Below are 17,226 nucleotides of genomic sequence, written 5' to 3'. Positions count from 1 at the left end.
GGGCCCGCACTTGGACGCGGAACCGCCCGCCCGCCGGGGAACCTTCTCCCGTGTGAATCGTTGCGTCATGTGAACGAGTTCGCCGTTCGGCGCGTACCGCAATGCGGAGGAGTCCGTCTCCGCATTCGCATGCGACTAAAACCACAATGTGCGATACCGCGTGCCCGAGAACCCTCCGCCGCAAAAACGTGCTCAGAAAGCAGATCTCGCCATACGGGCACCATTGTCCGTCCAGTGGGCCGCCCGCAGGCGGGGCGCTCCGGCTAGGACGCCTTGCGGAGGGCGGCGGCCACGGCCGCCGCGGCGGCCCCGGGGTCGGGGGCCGCGGTGATGGGACGGCCGATGACCAGGAGGTCGGCGCCCGCGGCCAGGGCGTCCTCGGGAGTGGCGACGCGGGCCTGGTCCTGGTTGTCGGAACCGGCGGGGCGGACGCCGGGGGTGATGAGCGTGATGTCCGGGCCGACCTCGGCGCGGACCGCGGCGGCCTCCTGCGGCGAGCAGACGAGGGCCTGGGCGCCCGCCTCGACGGCGAGGACGGCCAGCCGGCGCACGGCGTCGGGGGCGGGGCCCGCGACGCCGAGCGCGGTGAGATCGCTCTCGTCGAGGGACGTCAGGACGGTCACGGCGGCGATCTTCACGGACGGGACGGCGTCGACCGCCGCGCGGATCATCGCGGGCCCCCCGGCGGCGTGCACGGTCAGGTAGGACGGCTTGAGGCGGGCGACCGCGCGGGCGGCGCCGCGGACGGTCGCCGGGATGTCGTGCAGTTTGAGGTCCAGGAAGACCTGGACGCGGCTGGCGCCCCGGACGCTGGCGACGACGTCCGGCCCGTACCGCAGGTAGAGCTCCAGGCCCACTTTGACGGTGGAGACGTGCGGCGTGACCAGGGTGGCCCAGCGCGCGGCCGTCTCCAGGTCGGGCGCGTCCAGCGCGACGGCGATGGGGGCGGTCACAGCTTCTCCTTCTCGGGCTCTTGCGGGCTCACCTGGGGCGGGACGTACCCGGCGGGCTTGTGCGCGAGGCCCACGGCGTCGGCGAGGCGCCCGATGCGGCGGGCCGCGAGGGCCTCCTCCAGCTCGCGCAGGACGCGGGGCCCGGCCGACGGGTCGTGGAACACGGCGGTCCCGACGGCGACGGCGGAGGCGCCGGCGAGGATGAACTCCAGGGCGTCCAGGCCGGTGGCGATGCCGCCGGCGCCGATGATGGGCGTGCTGGGCAGCGCGGCGTGCACCTGGTAGACGCAGCGGATCGCGACGGGGCGCAGGGCGGGCCCGGACAGGCCGCCCGACACGCCGGTGAGGGCGGGGCGGAGCGTCCGCGGGTCGATCGCCATGGCGTCCATGGTGTTGATGAGCGTGAGGCCGTCCGCGCCGGCGTCGACGCAGGCCAGCGCTATGGTGACGATGTCGGTCACGTCGGGGGCGAGCTTGGCGAAGACGGGAACGCCGGGCCGGGCGTGATCGCGGACGGCCCGGACGACGGACGCGGCGGCGGCCGGGTGCCAGGCGAACATGCGGCCGCGGTCCTCGGCGTTCGTGCAGGCGATGTTGACCTCGATCGCGGCGATGCCGGGAACGTTGCGGAGGCGGCGCCCGAGTTCGCCGTACTCCTCGACGCTGTTGCCGGCGACGGAGACGATCGTGCGGACCTCCTGCTCCATGAGCCACGGAAGGTCCCGTTCCAGGAACGTTTCGACGCCGGGGCCGGGGAGCCCCATCGCGGTGAGGAGGCCGCTGGGCGTTTCGGTGACCCGAGGGGTGGGACGCCCCGCGCGCGCCTGCGCCATCACGGACGTGGTGACGAACGCGCCCAGGCGGGTGAGGTCGAAGAACTGGGCGAGCTCCCGGCCCGTCCCACCGCACCCTGAGGCCGTCATAACGGGGTTGGGCAGCTCCAGGGGCCCGAGTGTGGTCCTGACCCGGTCGCTCACTGCAAGCCCCCTTCGGAGACGCTCAGGACGCGCGGCGCACCGAGCGCGTCGAACGGGATGGTTCCGAGGTCGCCCCACCGGACGCGGTCGCCGCGCAGGACGGGGCCGTCCGCGCAGGCGCGCACCATGCGGGTCACGCCGTCGTCCCCGTGGACGGGGAGCATGCACGTCATGCACACGCCGATGCCGCACGCGCCCGTCCGCTGGAGGAACTCCTCGACCGACACCTGCGAGGGCAGGCCGAAGTCGCCGGCGACCTGCGTGACCGACCTGAGCAGGCCCGTGGGGCCGCAGCCGTAGACGACGTCGGCGCCGGTCTCCTCGATGACGCGGGGCAGGACGTCGCGGACGGCGCCCTTCTCCCCCATCGACCCGTCCTCGGTGGCGACGGTGGAGCTGTCGCCGATGCGCTGCGCCATCCGGGAGCCGAACACCTGCCGCGCGGACGGCCCGCCGAGCACGAAGTGCACCTGGCAGCCGCGCCGCTGAAGGGCGTCGGCGAGGGCGAACACGGCGGCGGCGCCGGGGCCGCCGCCGACGAGCAGGCAGTTCACGGGGTCGCGGGGCAGCCGGAACGGGCGCCCGAGCGGCCCGACGAGGTCGATCTGGTCGCGGGAGCGGCGTCCGGCGAGCCAGGCGGTGCCGGGCTCGGTGTCGGCGAACACCAGCTCCACGGTGCCGCCGTAGTCCGACTTGACCTCGTGCACCCCGAAGCAGCGGCGGATCAGCCGGGACGTGTGCTCGCCGCCGACGGCGAGCGCCACGAACTGGCCGGGCCGGAACCGCTCGGCTATGGCCGGGGCCACCAGCGTCAGCGCGTGGTAGTCCTGCACCTGGCGGACCGTCAGAACCGTCCCCGACGTCTGCACCGGTGTGTCGGACACCCGTCTCCCTCTCGTCGTCGCATGCGCCGGCCGGGCGGGACGCGGCATTTCGGCCTGGCCCGCCCGCCCGGCTTCATTCACCCGGGCGCCATACTTCCGTCACCGTCGGGGCCATGCCCGCCGGCGCGCCCGCGGGAGCCGCCGAGCCGCTCGGCGTGCTCCTGGAGGGAACGGACGCCGACCTGGCCGCCCGCGACGGCCTCGATGCCCTGCACGGCCGCCGCGAGCCCCTGGACGGTCGTCACGCACGGTACGCCCCGCAGCACGGCCGCGGTACGGATCTCGTAACCGTCGAGCCGCGGCCCGGAATGCCCCGGGCTGCCGAAGGGAGTGTTGACGATGAGGTCGACCTCGCCGTCCAGGACGCGCCGCACGATCGTGGGCTCGCCGGACGGGCCCGGACCTTCGCTGTGCTTGCGCACGATCTTGGCACGCACGCCGTTGCGGCGCAGGACCTCGGCGGTCCCCTCCGTGGCAAGAATCTCAAAGCCCAGGTCAGCGAGGCGCTTGACGGGGAACACCATGTGCCGTTTGTCCCGGTTCGCCACGGCGACGAACGCGCGTCCCTTGGTCGGCAGCGAGCCGTAGGCGGCCTGCTGCGACTTGGCGAAGGCGGTGCCGAACACCTCGTCGATGCCCATGACCTCCCCGGTCGAGCGCATCTCGGGCCCCAGGACGGTGTCGACCCCCTGGCCGCGCTCGTTGCGGAACCGGTCGAACGGCAGGACGGCCTCCTTCACCGCGATCGGCGCGTCCAGCGGCAGGGTCCCGCCGTCGCCCTCCTCCGGGAGCATGCCCTCGGCGCGCAGCCCGGCGACGGTGGCGCCCATCATGACGCGGGCGGCGGCCTTGGCGAGCGGCACGGCCGTCGCCTTGGACACGAACGGGATCGTGCGGGACGCGCGCGGGTTGGCCTCCAGGACGTACAGGACGCCCGCGGAGAGCGCGTACTGGACGTTCATGAGCCCGCGCACCCCGACGCCGCGCGCGAGCGCCTCCGTCGCCTCCCGGATGCGGCGGATGTCGTCGTGCCCGAGCGTGATCGGGGGCAGCGCGCACGCCGAGTCGCCGGAGTGGATGCCCGCCTCCTCGATGTGCTCCATGACGCCGCCGAGGTAGAGCTCCTCGCCGTCGTACAGGGCGTCCACGTCGATCTCGATGGCCTCGTCCAGGAAGCGGTCGACCAGGACGGGATGTTCAGGGCTCGCTTCCGTGGCGCGGGTCATGTACGCGTCGAGTGTGGCGTCGTCGTACACGATCTCCATGCCGCGCCCGCCGAGGACGTACGACGGACGCACGAGGACGGGGTAACCGATCTCGTCGGCGATCTCACGGGCCTCCTCGTAGGAGGTGGCGGTGCCGTGCTTGGGCGCGAGCAGCCCGGCCCTGTGCAGGACGCGTCCGAACGCGCCGCGCTCTTCCGCGAGATGGATGCTCTCCGGCGAGGTGCCCACGATCGGGACACCGGCGTTCTTGAGCTTCTGGGCGAGCCCCAGGGGCGTCTGGCCGCCGAGCTGGACGATGACGCCCGCGACCTCTCCGGACTGCTGCTCCGCGTGGACGACCTCTAGGACGTCCTCCAGCGTGAGGGGCTCGAAGTAGAGCCGGTCGGAGGTGTCGTAGTCGGTGGAGACCGTCTCCGGGTTGCAGTTGACCATCACGGTCTCGAAGCCCGCCTCGGCCAGCGTGAACGACGCGTGGACGCAGGAGTAGTCGAACTCGACGCCCTGGCCGATGCGGTTCGGCCCGCTGCCGAGGATGATCACCTTGGGCTTGGCGCCCGGCGGGACCTCGGTCTCCTCGTCGTAGGCCGAGTAGAGGTAGGGGGTCTGCGCCTCGAACTCGGCGGCGCAGGTGTCCACGGTGAGGTAGACGGGCCGGATGCCGAGGGCGTGGCGCAGTTCCCTGACGACCTCTTCGGAGAGGTTCCGCAGCTCGCCGATCTGCGCGTCCGAGAACCCGTGGCGCTTGGCGCGCAGCAGCTTGTCACTGGTGAGCGCGTCGTCCGCGGTGCGGATCTCGTCGGCGATCTCGTTGATCGCGGCGATCTGGTCGAGGAACCAGGGGTCGATGCCGGTCGCCTCGTACACGTCCTCGACGGTGGCTCCCGCCCACAGCGCGCGCTGGACGTCCTTGAGCCGCCCGTCGTGCGGGCGCCCGGCCGACGCGATCGACTCGGCGGCGTCGGCCTCGCCCGCCCAGCTGAACGACGAGCCCTTCTGCTCCAGCGACCGCAGGGCCTTCTGAAGGGCCTCGGTGAAGCAGCGCCCGATGGCCATGGCCTCGCCCACCGACTTCATGTGCGTGGTGAGGGTGCCGTCCGCGCCGGGGAACTTCTCGAACGCGAACCGGGGGACCTTCACCACGACGTAGTCGAGCGTGGGCTCGAACGACGCGGGCGTCTCGCGGGTGATGTCGTTCGGGATCTCGTCCAGCGTGTACCCGATCGCCAGCTTCGCCGCGATCTTGGCGATCGGGAAGCCGGTGGCCTTGGACGCCAGCGCCGACGACCGCGACACCCGCGGGTTCATCTCGATGACGATCATCCGGCCGGTGCCGGGGTGCACGGCGAACTGGATGTTGCAGCCGCCGGTGTCGACGCCGACCTCGCGGATCACCGCGATCGCGACGTCGCGCATGTTCTGGTACTCGCGGTCGGTCAGCGTCAGCGCGGGCGCGACCGTGATCGAGTCGCCGGTGTGCACGCCCATCGGGTCGAGGTTCTCGATCGAGCACACGATCACCACGTTGTCGTGGCGGTCGCGCATGACCTCCAGCTCGTACTCCTTCCAGCCGAGGATCGACTCCTCCAGGAGCACCTCGCTGGTCGGGGACGCGTCGAGGCCCGTGCCGGCGATGCGGCGCAGGTCGTCCTCGTCGTGGGCGAAGCCGGAGCCGGCGCCGCCCATCGTGAACGACGGCCGCACGACGAGCGGGTAGCCCAGCTCGCCCGCCGCGGCGAGGCACTCCTCCATCGAGTGGCAGATGAGCGACCGCGCGGACTCGGCGTTCAGGCCCTGCTCGCGCGCGACCTTGGCGACGACGTCCTTGAACCTCTCGCGGTTCTCCCCCGCCTGGATCGCGTCCACGTCGGCGCCGATCAGCTCGACGCCGTACTTGGCGAGGACGCCGCCCTCGTAGAGCGCGATGGCGGTGTTCAGCGCCGTCTGGCCGCCGAGCGTGGGCAGCAGCGCGTCCGGCCGCTCCTTGGCGATGATCTTCTCGACGACCTCGGGGGTGATCGGCTCGACATAGGTGGCGTCGGCGAACTCCGGGTCGGTCATGATCGTGGCCGGGTTGCTGTTGACCAGCGTCACCCGCAGGCCCTCGGCCCTGAGCACCCGGCACGCCTGGGTACCGGAGTAGTCGAACTCGCACGCCTGGCCGATGACGATCGGGCCTGAGCCGATGACCAGGACGGATTTCAGGTCTCCACGACGCGGCATTACCTCGACGCCTCCATCTGCCCGCAGAAACGTTCGAAGAGCCCGGACGCGTCGTGCGGACCCGCCGCGGCCTCCGGGTGGTACTGGACGCTGAACGCCGGGCGCTCCAGGAGCCTCAGCCCTTCCACGCAGCCGTCGTTGAGGTTGACGTGGGTGACCTCGGCCGGGCCGTAGGGCGTGTCGAACGGGCCGTCCGCAGGGGCGTCCACCGCGAACCCGTGGTTGTGGGCCGAGATGTGGACCCTGCCGGTCGCCCGGTCCTGGACGGGCTGGTTGATGCCCCGGTGGCCGAACCGCAGCTTGTACGTCCCGAGCCCGAGCGCACGACCGAAGATCTGGTTGCCGAAGCAGATGCCGAAGAACGGGGTCCCGGAGTCGAGGACGCCCTTGAGCGCGTCCACCGCGTAGCCCGCGGCGGCCGGGTCGCCGGGACCGTTGGAGAAGAACACGCCGTCAGGAGCCAGGGCGAGGATCTCCTCGGCCGTGCTCGCCGCCGGCAGGACGTGCACCTCGCACCCCCGGACGGCCAGCCGGTGCGGGGTCATCGACTTGATGCCGAGGTCCACGGCCGCGACGGTGTAGCGCCTGTCCCCCTGCGCCGGGACCACGTACGGCTCGGTGGTCGACACGTCCCGCGCGAGGTCGGCGCCCTTCATCGAGGGGCTCCGCCGGACCCGTTCCAGCAGCGCCTCCTCGCCGGCCGCGACCGCCGCCGCGCCGCTGAAGACGCCCGCGCGCATCGCGCCCCGGTCGCGCAGGTGCCGCGTCAGCGCCCGCGTGCCGGGGATGGCGATGCCCACCACGCCCTGCTCGCGCAGCGCGGAGCCCAGCGACCCGGTGGCGCGCCAGTTGGACGCCACACGGGCGGGCTCGCGCACCACGTAGCCGGCGACCTGGATCCGGTCCGACTCGGGGTCGTGGGCGTTGACGCCGGTGTTGCCGATGTGCGGGGACGTCATGGCCACGATCTGGCGGGCGTACGAAGGGTCGGTGAGCGTCTCCTGGTATCCGGTCATCCCGGTGTTGAAGACCATCTCGCCGAAGGTCTCCCCCTCGGCCCCGTACGCGGCCCCGCGGAACACCCTGCCGTCCTCCAGCACGAGCAGAGCATCGTTCATTGGAGCTTTCCTTCCAGGACGGTCGGCTCGCCGCGCAGGAACGTCGCGATGACCCGGCCGGGCAGTTCCAGCCCAGCGAACGGGGTGTTGCGGCTCTTGGAGGTCATGGCGGACGGGTCCACGGCACGGCGGGGCGACGGGTCGTACAGCGTGATGTTGGCGGGCGAGCCGGCCTCCAGCGGACGCCCCTGTCCCGAGAGGCGGCCGATGCGGGCGGGGACGGCGGACATGCGCGCGGCGACCCCGGGCCAGTCGAGCAGCCCGGTCTCCACCATGGCCTCGTGGACGACCGGCAGCGCCGTCTCCAGGCCGATCATGCCCATCGCGGCGACCGCCCACTCGGTCTCCTTGGCCTCGACCGGGTGCGGGGCGTGGTCGGTGGCGACGCAGTCGATGGTCCCGTCCGCGAGGGCGTGCCGCAGCGCGGTGACGTCGTCGGCGGTGCGCAGCGGCGGGTTGACCTTGAAGATCGGGTCGTAGGAGCCGGCGCGGCCGTCGTCCAGCAGCAGGTGGTGGGGGGTGACCTCGGCGGTCACCGGGCAGCCCTTGCTCTTGGCCCACCGGATGATCTCCACCGAGCCGGCCGTGGACACGTGGCACACGTGCAGCCGCGACCCGACGTGCTGGGCGAGCAGGACGTCCCGGGCGATGATCGCCTCCTCGGCGACGGCGGGCCAGCCGCGCAGGCCGAGCGCGGCCGACATCTCGCCCTCGTTCATCTGCGCGCCCTCGGTGAGGCGGGGCTCCTGCGCGTGCTGGGCGACGACGCCGTCGAACGCCTTCACGTACTCCAGGGCCCGGCGCATGATGACCGCGTCCGACACGCAGTGCCCGTCGTCGGAGAAGACCCGGACCCCGGCGGCGGAGTCGGCCATCGCGCCCAGTTCGGCGAGCTGCTCCCCGGCGATGCTCCGCGTGACCGCTCCGACGGGCTGGACGTCGCAGTACCCGGCCTCGCGCCCCAGGCGCCATACCTGCTCGACCACGCCGGCCGTGTCGGCGACGGGGTCGGTGTTGGCCATGGCGTGGACGGCGGTGTATCCGCCCATGGCGGCCGCCTTCGTCCCGGACTCGACGGTCTCGGCGTCCTCCCGGCCGGGCTCGCGCAGATGGGTGTGCAGGTCCACGAGACCGGGCAGCGCGATGAGCCCCTCGGCGTCGAGGGTCTGCGCCCCGGCCTCGTCCAGCGCGGAACCCACCTCGGCGATGACGCCGTCGCGCACCAGGATGTCGGCGCCCTCCGCACCGAGGACGCGCGCGCCCTTGATGATGTACGTCACTGGGAGACCTCCTGGCCGATGGCGGGCTCGGAGCCCCCGAGCAACAGGTAGAGGACGGCCATGCGGGCGCTGACGCCGTTGGCGACCTGCTCGACGATGGTGGAGCGGACGGAGTCGGCGACCTCCGCGGCGATCTCGACGCCGCGGTTCATCGGCCCCGGGTGCATCACGATGGCGTGGTCGGGCAGCTCGGCCATGCGCTCGGCGTCCAGGCCGTAGCGGCGGCTGTACTCGCGCACGCTCGGGAAGTACGAGGCGTTCATCCGCTCCTGCTGCACCCGCAGCATCATGATGACGTCGCTCTTGGGGAGCACCCCGTCGAGGTCGTAGGAGACCGAGCACGGCCAGGTGTCGACCGCGACGGGCAGCAGCGTGGGAGGCGCGACCACGGTGACGTCGGCGCCGAGCGTGTCGAGCAGCAGGACGTTGGATCGCGCCACACGGCTGTGCAGGACGTCGCCCACGATCGTGACCTTGCGGCCCTCCAGGTCGCCCAGGCGCTGGCGCATCGTGAACGCGTCCAGGAGGGCCTGGGTCGGGTGCTCGTGCGTGCCGTCGCCGGCGTTGACCACGCTTCCCTGCACCCAGCCGGCCAGCCGGTGCGGCGCGCCCGAGGCGCCGTGGCGGATGACGACGCCGTCCGCGCCCATCGCCTCCAGCGTGAGCGCGGTGTCCTTCAGGCTCTCGCCCTTGGAGACGCTCGACCCCTTGACGGAGAAGTTGATGACGTCCGCGGACAGCCGCTTGGCGGCGGCCTCGAACGAGATGCGGGTGCGGGTGGAGTCCTCGAAGAACAGGTTGACGACCGTCCGGCCGCGCAGCGTCGGCAGCTTCTTGATCGAGCGGCCCGCGATCTGCGCGAGCTCCTCGGCCGTGTCGAGGACGAGCAGCGCGTCGTCGCGGCTCAGGTCGGCGGCGGAGATCAGATGGCGGTTCATACGGCACCCCCCGTCGGGCCGGGCGCGGGCCCCGCCACGGGTCCCAGCAGCACGGCGTCGCGCCCGTCGTTCTCGTCCAGCAGGACCTTCACGGTCTCGCGCATCGAGGTCGGCAGGTTCTTGCCCACGTAGTCGGCGCGGATCGGCAGCTCCCGGTGCCCGCGGTCGACCAGCACGGCCAGCTGGACGGCCCGCGGCCGCCCGAGGTCGTTGACGGCGTCCAGCGCGGCGCGGACCGTCCGCCCGGAGAACAGGACGTCGTCGACCAGGACGACGACGCGGTCGTCGACCCCCTCGGAGGGCAGCGCGGTGCGGCCGAGCGCGCGGGCGGGCCGCATCCGCAGGTCGTCCCGGTACATGGTCACGTCGAGCGAGCCCCAGGGCACCGGGCGGCCCTCGACCTCGCGCAGCGCCCCGGCCAGCCGTTCGGCCAGCGTCACGCCGCGGGTCTGGATGCCGAGCAGCAGGACGTCGTGACCGCCCTTGGTCCGCTCAAGGATCTCGTGTGCGATGCGGGTCAGCGCACGCCGGATGTCGGGTCCCTCCAGAACGGCCTTGGGCCGGGGGTCACCGTCCGCCACGCGCGCCTCCGTGGTCCGTTCCGGCCTGGAGGCAGCATTCACCACCGAAACCTCCTTTCCCGCCTCACTGGACGGGCCTTAAAGGACGTCTTGTCTCCCCCACGGTAGCAGCAGGAGCGGACCGCGCCGCACCCGGACCGGCCCACGTCTTCGCAGGTGAGAGGCATCACATTCGGCCGGCCGGCGGGCCGCGGGCCGGCCGCGTGACCGCCCGTGCACACCGTGCCCGCAGGGCTTGCGGACGATCCGGACCGCCCGGATCGAGTCCGGCGGATTCGACCGCTTTTTTCCAATCAGCTTGACCTAGGGCCTTCTCCGTTTTACCGTCACTGTCCGTAACCATCCCTGGGGACAGGCTCCTGTGGCGCAATGGTCCCGCAGAACTGTCCCCCTCCGGCGAAACGCCGGGGTCCGACGACGACGAAAGTGAGCCTGGGGGCCGCACAATGCCGTCTGAATACGCTAAGGCTCTCGGCGCGCGCCTGCGCGCCATCCGCACCCAGCAGGGACTGTCCCTGCACGGCGTGGAGGAGAAGTCACGCGGCCGCTGGAAGGCCGTCGTCGTGGGTTCGTACGAGCGGGGCGACCGCGCCGTCACCGTTCAGAAGCTGGCCGAGCTCGCCGATTTCTACGGCGTGCCGGTTTCCGAGTTGCTGCCCGGCGGAGCCGCGCCGAGCCCGCTCGGGCCTACACCCAAGCTCGTGATCGATCTAGAGCGGTTGCAGCAGCTTCCGAAAGACAAGGCCGGTCCTCTCGCCCGTTACGCCGCGACGATTCAGAGCCAGCGGGGCGATTACAACGGAAAGGTCCTGTCCATCCGCCAGGAAGACCTGCGTTCACTCGCGGTCATCTACGACAAGTCCCCGACCGAGCTGACCGAGGAGCTCATCGGCTGGGGCGTCCTCGACCCGGAGGCGCGCCGCGCCGTCGAGTCGTTCTGAGAGGACCACCCCGATACACCGCACCATCGAGACGGGGTCCGGCACCGCGCCGGGCCCCGTTCCGCGTCCCGCGGTCACCGCTTCACCGTGGCGGGCGCCGCCTGCGGCGCGTCCGCGAGCCGCGGGGCGGCCGGGCGCCCGCCGCGCGGGACGAGGAGGGCCAGGGGGACGACGAGCGCGATGACGGCGGCGCACAGGGCGAAACCCGCCGTGTAGCCGCCCTCGCCGGGGAGCGCGACGAGGACGACCGCGCTGATCTGCGGCCCGAGGGAGGCGCCGACCGTCCGGATGAGCGTGTTGACGCCGGTGGCCACGCCGGTCTCGCTCGCGGGGACGACCGCGACGATCAGGTTGGCGACGGCCGCGTAGGCGAAGCCCAGGCCGATGCCCCTGGCCAGTCCGCCGGCGTAGAGATGCCACATGTCCTCATGCTGGACGGCCACGAACGCGTAGCCGAGCCCCGTCATCGCCGCCCCGCCGAGAAGGACCGCGCGGGACCCGATCCTCCGGTCGAGGATTCCCGCGGAGAGTCCGGCGGCCGTCATGCCGATGCTGGCGGGCAGCTGCAGGAGGGCCGCCTGGGTGGCCGTCCCGCCGAAGCCGTGGCCGGTGTCCTCCGGGAGCTGGACGAGCAGGGGGAACAGGAGCCCGCCCGCCATGAGCGCGTAACCGGACAGCAGCGACGCGGCGTGGGCCGTCCAGACTCCGCGCGCCCGCATCTGCCGCAGGTCGATCAGCGGCTGGGCGACCCGGCCCTCCACCCGCAGCCAGGCGGCCACGGCCACGAGCGAGACCGCCAGCAGGCCGAGGACGCCCGGGGACGTCCAGCCCCATTCCATGCCCTGGGTGAGCGCGGTGAGCGCCGCGACCAGCCAGGCGGCGAAGAGGACGGCGCCCCACCAGTCGACCTTCGCGGCCTCCCGGCGCTCCGACCGCGGAACGATCCGCCAGGCGAGGGCGAGACCGGGCACCAGGCCGGCGACCGGCACCCAGAGGAGCCACCGCCACCCCAGGAAGTCGATGATCGGCCCGGCGAGGCACCAGGAGACCGCCCCGCCGAGACCCAGCATGGACGACATGAGCCCCACCGCCGAGGCCCTCCTGGCGGGCGGGATGACGTCCCTGATGATCGTGTAGGCCAGCGGGAAGACGCCGCTGCCGATGCCGCCGAGGGCGCGCCCGGCCAGCATGACCGGCACCGTCCACGCCACCGCGGCGACGACCATCCCCGCGGTGGCGACCGTGAGCACGGCGAGCAGGACGCGCCGCGGCCCGTACAGGTCCCCCAGGCGCCCGATCACCGGCGTGGCGACCGCCGCGGAGAGCGTCATCGCGGTCAGCGCCCACGCGGCGCCTGCGGGCGTCGTGTCCAGCCCCTCCTGGATCTGCGGCAGCGCCGGCGTCACGACGGCCATGGACAGCGAGTACGCCATCACCCCGAGGAACGCCAGGAGCGGCACCAGCCCCCGCCCACCGCGCGACGCCACCGAGACCTCCCTTTAGTTCGCCAGCCTAACAATCCCCAGGGCGGCGAAAAAGCGGCGGGAGGGCCTGCGCCGCAACCGGTCAGGGTTCCCCGGCCACGCGGCGGGTGCGGAGAGCGTCCACCTCGTCCGGAGGTCGCGACAGGACCTCCTGGAGGATCTCGTCTGTGTGCTGGCCGAGGTCCGGGGCCGGGGCGGGCGGCAGCGACGTCTCGCCCAGGCGGAGCGGGGAGCCGGGGGCCAGGTGCGCGCCTATGCCGGGCTGGTCCAGTTCGGCCATGAGGGGTTCGGTGTCCAGGTCGGCGGTCAGGTCCGCGAAGTCGCGGTAGCGGGACCGCAGGACGGACGCGTCCTCCAGCGCGTCCTCGATCTGCTCGCAGGTGCGGGAGGCGAACCAGGGGGCGAGGATGCCGGCGAGCGCGTCGCGGTAGGTGTAGCGGTCGCCGGCTCGGCGGAAGTCGGCGCCGAGGGCGCGCTCCAGGGCCGTGACGACCTCGCCGAGCCCGGTCGCCCTCACCAGGTCGCGCCAGTGGCGGGGGGTGAGGGCGACGACCATGACGCGGCCGTCGGCGGTGGCGAAGTCGCGGCCGAAGTCGCCGAAGAGGTCGTTGCCGAGGCGCGGGCGGGCGTCCCCGAGTTGCGCCTCGGCCAGGTAGCCGAGGTTCCCGGCCGTGGCCAGGGCCACGTCTTGCAGCGCCACGTGGAGGCATTGGCCTTCGCCCGTGCGCAGGCGGTGCCGTTCGGCCGCCAGCAGGCCGATGGCCAGGTAGAGCCCGCACGCGATGTCCCAGGCGGGCAGCACGTGGTTGACGGGGGCCGTCCGGTCCGGCGGGCCCGTGATGGACGGGAAGCCCATGGCGGCGTTGACCGTGTAGTCGACGGCGTTGCCGCCGTCACGGCGGCCCTGGAGCCGGACGTGGATCAGGTCGGGGCGCCTCTCCCGCAGCGCCTCGTAGGTGAGCCCGTCGCGCGGCGGCGCGTTGGTCAGGACGACGCCGCTCTCGGCGACGAGGTCCGCCACCAGTTCGCGGCCCTCTGGGGAGCGCAGGTCGGCGGTGAGGGACCGCTTGCCCTTGTTGAGCCCGGCCCAGTACAGGCTCCGGCCGGACGGAGCGAGCGGCCAGCGGTCGATGTCGGGACCGCCGCCGATCTGGTCGACGCGGATGACGTCCGCGCCGAGCTGGGCGAGGGTCATCCCGCCCAGCGGCACGGCGACGAAGCTGGACAGCTCGATCACGCGCATCCCCGCGAGCGGGAGCGTCATGGGGCCATCTCGATGAGGGAGCGCGCGCCGTGCCCGGCCCGCATCCGGTCGAACGCCTCCGCGACACCGTCCAGGCCGATGCGGTGGGTGACGAGGGTGGACAGGTCGAGCCGTCCCGCCTCGATCTCCTGGGCGAGCAGCGGAACGTCCCGGTCCGGATCGGACGAGCCGTAGACCGAACTGGTCAGCCGCCGGTTGAAGTGGAACAGCTCCAGGGCGTTGAAGGTCGTCGCGTCGTCGCGGGCCCCGACGCCGACGACCGTGCACTGCCCGCCGCGACGCACCGCCTGCCAGGCCGTCCGGATCAGGTCCGCCTTGCCGACGCATTCGAAGGCGTGGTCGGCCCCCCGCCCTTCCGTCAGGGCCCGGACCTGCTTGGCCAGCTTCGGGTCGGCCGCGAGGTAGTGCGTCGCGCCCGCGGTCCTGGCCAGCTCCTCCTTCTCCGTGCCCCGGTCGACGGCGATGATGGTCCCGGCACCGGCGAGGCGGGCTCCCGTCACGGTCGACAGCCCGATACCGCCCAGGCCGATGACCAGCACCGACTGCCCTTCACGCACCTGCGCGGTGTTGCGGACGGCGCCGATGCCCGTCAGCACGGCGCAGCCGAGGAGCGCGCCCAGGTCGAGCGGGGCGGACGCGGGCAGCGGCACGACCGAGCGCTCCGGGGCGATCAGCTCTTCGGCGAAACCGCCGACGCCCATGCACATCTGGAGTGCGGCGCCGTCCAGCGTGGCGCCGGACGAAGGGCTCACGGCGCCCTCCACGGCGCTGCACAGCCACGGCTCGTCCTGACCGCAGAACCAGCACTCGCCGCAGGCGGCGGCCCAGTTCAGCACGACGCGGTCGCCGGGCCGGACCTTCGTCACGTCCGCGCCCACCTCCGCGACCGTCCCCGCGGCCTCGTGGCCGAGGACGAGCGGGAACTCCGGCGCGAGCGTGCCGTTGATCATCGACAGGTCGGAGTGGCACACCCCGGCCGCCGCCACCCGGACCCTGACGTCACCGGGGCCGACCGGGGGCAGTTCGATGTCGCGGACCTGCAACGGGGCGTCCGGCCCGGGGGCGACGACGGCCTTGACCATGCTGTTCTCCTCGGCTGGCGGGATCAGAGCTGGATGGACTTGATCTCGGTGAACTCTTCGAGGCCGAAGCGGCCCAGCTCGCGGCCGAGCCCGGACTGCTTGTAGCCGCCGAACGGGGCCAGCGGGTTGTAGGCGCCGCCGTTGACGTCGATGGAGCCCGTCCTCACCTGGCGGGCGAACGCGACCGCGCGATCCTGGTCGCCCGCCCACACACCCCCTGCGAGCCCGTAGCGGGAGTTGTTCGCGATCCGGAGCGCCTCGTCCTCGTCGCGGAACGGGATGACGGACAGGACCGGCCCGAAGATCTCCTCCTGCGCGACGGTCGCGTCCTGGTCGACATCGGCCAGGACGGTCGCCGCGACGTAGTGGCCGCGGTCGAGACCGTCCGGTGCGGCGGTTCCGCCGGTGACGACCCGCGCGCCCTCGGCCACGCCGGTGTCGATGTAGCCGCGCACCCGTTCGAGCTGCGCCTTGGACGCCATCGGGCCCAGCTTGGTGGACGAATCGAGCGGATCTCCCGGGACGAAGCCCTCCGCGAAGCCCTTGGCCAGGTCGAGCGCCTGCTCGTAGAGGTCCTGGTGGACGAGCATCCGCGTCCAGGCTGTGCACGTCTGGCCGCCGTTCAGGAACGCGTTCGAGACGCCGACCTTCACGGCGGTCTCGACGTCGGCGTCGTCCAGGATCACGTTCGCGGACTTGCCGCCCAGCTCCAGCGCGACCTTCTTGATCGTCCCGGCGGCCAGCTCGGCGACCCGGGAGCCGGCCCGCACCGAGCCGGTGAACGACACCATGTCGACCTCGGGATGGGTGGCGAGCGCCTCGCCGACGACCGGCCCGTATCCGGGGACGAGGTTGACGACCCCGGCGGGCAGCCCCGCCTCGTGGACGGCGTCCATCAGCTCGTAGGCGACCAGCGGCGCGACCTCGCTCGGCTTGATCACGATGGTGCAGCCGGCCGCGAGCGCGGGGGCGAGCTTGCAGGTGATCTGGTGCAGCGGGTAGTTCCACGGCGTGACCGCGGCGACGACGCCGGCGGGCTCCCTGACGATCAGCGAGTTGCCGACGCGCTCGTCCGGGATGCCGCCGGCGATCAGCTCGGCGTATCCGGCGACCACCGTCCGCGGCAGCCTCGCCTGGATGCGGGTCGCGATGCGCATCGGCGTCCCGACCTCGCTCGCGATCGTCCGCGCGATGGCCTCCTCGCGGCTCGCCAGCGCGTCGTGGAGGCGCCCGAGGAGTTCCGAGCGCTCCCGGTACGACGTCGCCGACCAGGCGGGCAGCGCGGCGCGGGCGGCCCGGACCGCGCGGCCGGCGTCCTCGGCGGTCCCCTCGGGCACGGTGGCGAGGGTCTCCTCGGTCGCGGGGTTCTCGACGGCGATGACCCCGCCGCCCAGCGGGCTGGTCCACGCTCCGTCGATGTAGAGGGCGTCTCGGTCGCGCACAGCGGCTCCTCGCGGTGGATGTCAGCGGATTCTATAGAATATGGCATTCGCTCGCGGCCGGGTCGCGCGCCCGCCCGGCACGGCCGGGCGGCGCGGTCTCCCGACGATATGCTCACGTCGTTCCGGCTAGCAGAGCGGGGGGAGAGCATGCCCGTCGGCCAGATCCCGAAGGCCGGGCGCGATCCCATGCCGCCCGGAAGGCACCAGCTCAGCGAGATGGTCGCCTCCCACGTCCGCGAGGCCATCATGGTCGGCGAGCTGCGCGCCCCGGACTACGTCCGCACCGAGCACCTGGCCGCCGAGCTGGGCATCAGCGCGACCCCCGTCCGGGAGGCGCTGATGATCCTGCACAGCGAGGGCGCCGTGCGCTGGGAGCCGCGCCGCGGCTTCCGGGTGCTGCCCCTCACCGCGCGGGACGTCGCCGACCTGTTCGACGTGCAGGCCTACATCGCCGGGGAACTCGCCGCCCGTGCCGCCCGCGCCCTGGAGGACGCCGAGATCGAGCACCTCCAGGAGGTCCAGTCCCGCCTGGAGGCCGCCGCCCGCGAACGGGACGCGGAGCAGGTCGACCGCCTCAACCACGAGATCCACCGGACGATCAACCGCTCCTCGGGCTCGTCCCGGATGACGTCCCTGCTCAGCCTGACCGTCCACTACGTGCCGCTGGGCTTCTTCGGCAGCATCGAGGGCTGGGCGGAGGCGTCCGCCCACGACCACTCCGCCGTCTTCGACGCCCTCCGCACCCGCGACCCCGACGCCGCCCGCACCGCCATGGCCGCCCACATCAGGAACATCGGCCGCCTCCTCACCGACCACCTGGCCACCCGCAACGTCCT

At 72.8% G+C, this 17,226-nt stretch carries 14 protein-coding genes; 2 read left to right on the top strand and 12 right to left on the bottom strand.

The window, feature by feature from the left end; genetic code table 11:
- Positions 1-263: 263 nt before the first annotated feature.
- The 8 genes from pyrF to pyrR form a co-directional block, all read right to left on the bottom strand.
- Positions 264-953: an orotidine-5'-phosphate decarboxylase gene (gene pyrF / locus E1281_RS23605; RefSeq protein WP_131881708.1), complete on the bottom strand. Its 690-nt coding sequence runs from the start codon at positions 951-953 to the stop codon at positions 264-266.
- The gene (locus E1281_RS23600; protein ID WP_131881706.1) at positions 950-1,930 is read right to left on the bottom strand and encodes a dihydroorotate dehydrogenase; all 981 of its coding nucleotides are present in this window, start codon (positions 1,928-1,930) and stop codon (positions 950-952) included. The genes pyrF and E1281_RS23600 overlap by 4 nt, the downstream gene beginning before the upstream one ends.
- Entirely contained in the window at positions 1,927-2,814 is an 888-nt protein-coding gene (locus E1281_RS23595; RefSeq protein WP_131881704.1) for a dihydroorotate dehydrogenase electron transfer subunit, read from the bottom strand. The genes E1281_RS23600 and E1281_RS23595 overlap by 4 nt, the downstream gene beginning before the upstream one ends.
- A gap of 77 nt (positions 2,815-2,891) precedes the next feature.
- Entirely contained in the window at positions 2,892-6,260 is a 3,369-nt protein-coding gene (carB, locus tag E1281_RS23590; RefSeq protein ID WP_131881702.1) for a carbamoyl-phosphate synthase large subunit, read from the bottom strand.
- On the bottom strand, positions 6,260-7,378 hold the full coding sequence (carA, locus tag E1281_RS23585; RefSeq protein ID WP_131881700.1) for a glutamine-hydrolyzing carbamoyl-phosphate synthase small subunit: 1,119 nt from the start codon (positions 7,376-7,378) through the stop codon (positions 6,260-6,262). The genes carB and carA overlap by 1 nt, the downstream gene beginning before the upstream one ends.
- Complete coding sequence (locus E1281_RS23580; RefSeq protein WP_131881698.1) at positions 7,375-8,658, bottom strand: dihydroorotase; 1,284 nt, start codon at positions 8,656-8,658, stop codon at positions 7,375-7,377. Before E1281_RS23580 ends, carA begins: the two co-directional genes overlap by 4 nt.
- Positions 8,655-9,596: an aspartate carbamoyltransferase catalytic subunit gene (locus E1281_RS23575; protein ID WP_131881696.1), complete on the bottom strand. Its 942-nt coding sequence runs from the start codon at positions 9,594-9,596 to the stop codon at positions 8,655-8,657. The genes E1281_RS23580 and E1281_RS23575 overlap by 4 nt, the downstream gene beginning before the upstream one ends.
- Entirely contained in the window at positions 9,593-10,177 is a 585-nt protein-coding gene (gene pyrR, locus E1281_RS23570; protein ID WP_131881694.1) for a bifunctional pyr operon transcriptional regulator/uracil phosphoribosyltransferase PyrR, read from the bottom strand. Before pyrR ends, E1281_RS23575 begins: the two co-directional genes overlap by 4 nt.
- A 446-nt stretch (positions 10,178-10,623) precedes the next feature.
- On the opposite strand from pyrR, the gene E1281_RS23565 reads away from it, so the two are divergent.
- A complete protein-coding gene (locus E1281_RS23565; protein ID WP_021597992.1) occupies positions 10,624-11,118 on the top strand; it encodes a transcriptional regulator in 495 nt (164 codons plus the stop codon).
- 74 nt (positions 11,119-11,192) lie between these two features.
- Here the strand turns inward: E1281_RS23565 and E1281_RS23560 are convergent, their stop codons facing one another.
- From E1281_RS23560 to E1281_RS23545, 4 genes are all read right to left on the bottom strand, one after another.
- The gene (locus E1281_RS23560; RefSeq protein WP_243717304.1) at positions 11,193-12,605 is read right to left on the bottom strand and encodes an MFS transporter; all 1,413 of its coding nucleotides are present in this window, start codon (positions 12,603-12,605) and stop codon (positions 11,193-11,195) included.
- A gap of 79 nt (positions 12,606-12,684) precedes the next feature.
- Positions 12,685-13,866 carry a CoA transferase gene (locus E1281_RS23555; RefSeq protein WP_131881692.1) on the bottom strand — a complete coding sequence of 394 codons (1,182 nt, stop codon included), beginning with the start codon at positions 13,864-13,866 and terminating at the stop codon, positions 12,685-12,687.
- On the bottom strand, positions 13,863-14,948 hold the full coding sequence (locus E1281_RS23550) for a Zn-dependent alcohol dehydrogenase (RefSeq protein WP_131881690.1): 1,086 nt from the start codon (positions 14,946-14,948) through the stop codon (positions 13,863-13,865). The genes E1281_RS23555 and E1281_RS23550 overlap by 4 nt, the downstream gene beginning before the upstream one ends.
- A 23-nt stretch (positions 14,949-14,971) precedes the next feature.
- Positions 14,972-16,390 carry an aldehyde dehydrogenase family protein gene (locus tag E1281_RS23545; RefSeq protein ID WP_131881688.1) on the bottom strand — a complete coding sequence of 473 codons (1,419 nt, stop codon included), beginning with the start codon at positions 16,388-16,390 and terminating at the stop codon, positions 14,972-14,974.
- Between the two features lie 147 nt (positions 16,391-16,537).
- On the opposite strand from E1281_RS23545, the gene E1281_RS23540 reads away from it, so the two are divergent.
- Positions 16,538-17,226 (top strand): GntR family transcriptional regulator (locus tag E1281_RS23540; RefSeq protein WP_165959065.1); only part of this gene is annotated, 689 nt, incomplete at its 3' end.

The organism is Actinomadura sp. KC345 (assembly GCF_004348515.1).
Lineage (GTDB): Bacteria > Actinomycetota > Actinomycetes > Streptosporangiales > Streptosporangiaceae > Spirillospora.
This window is presented reverse-complemented; position numbering and strand designations above follow the sequence as displayed.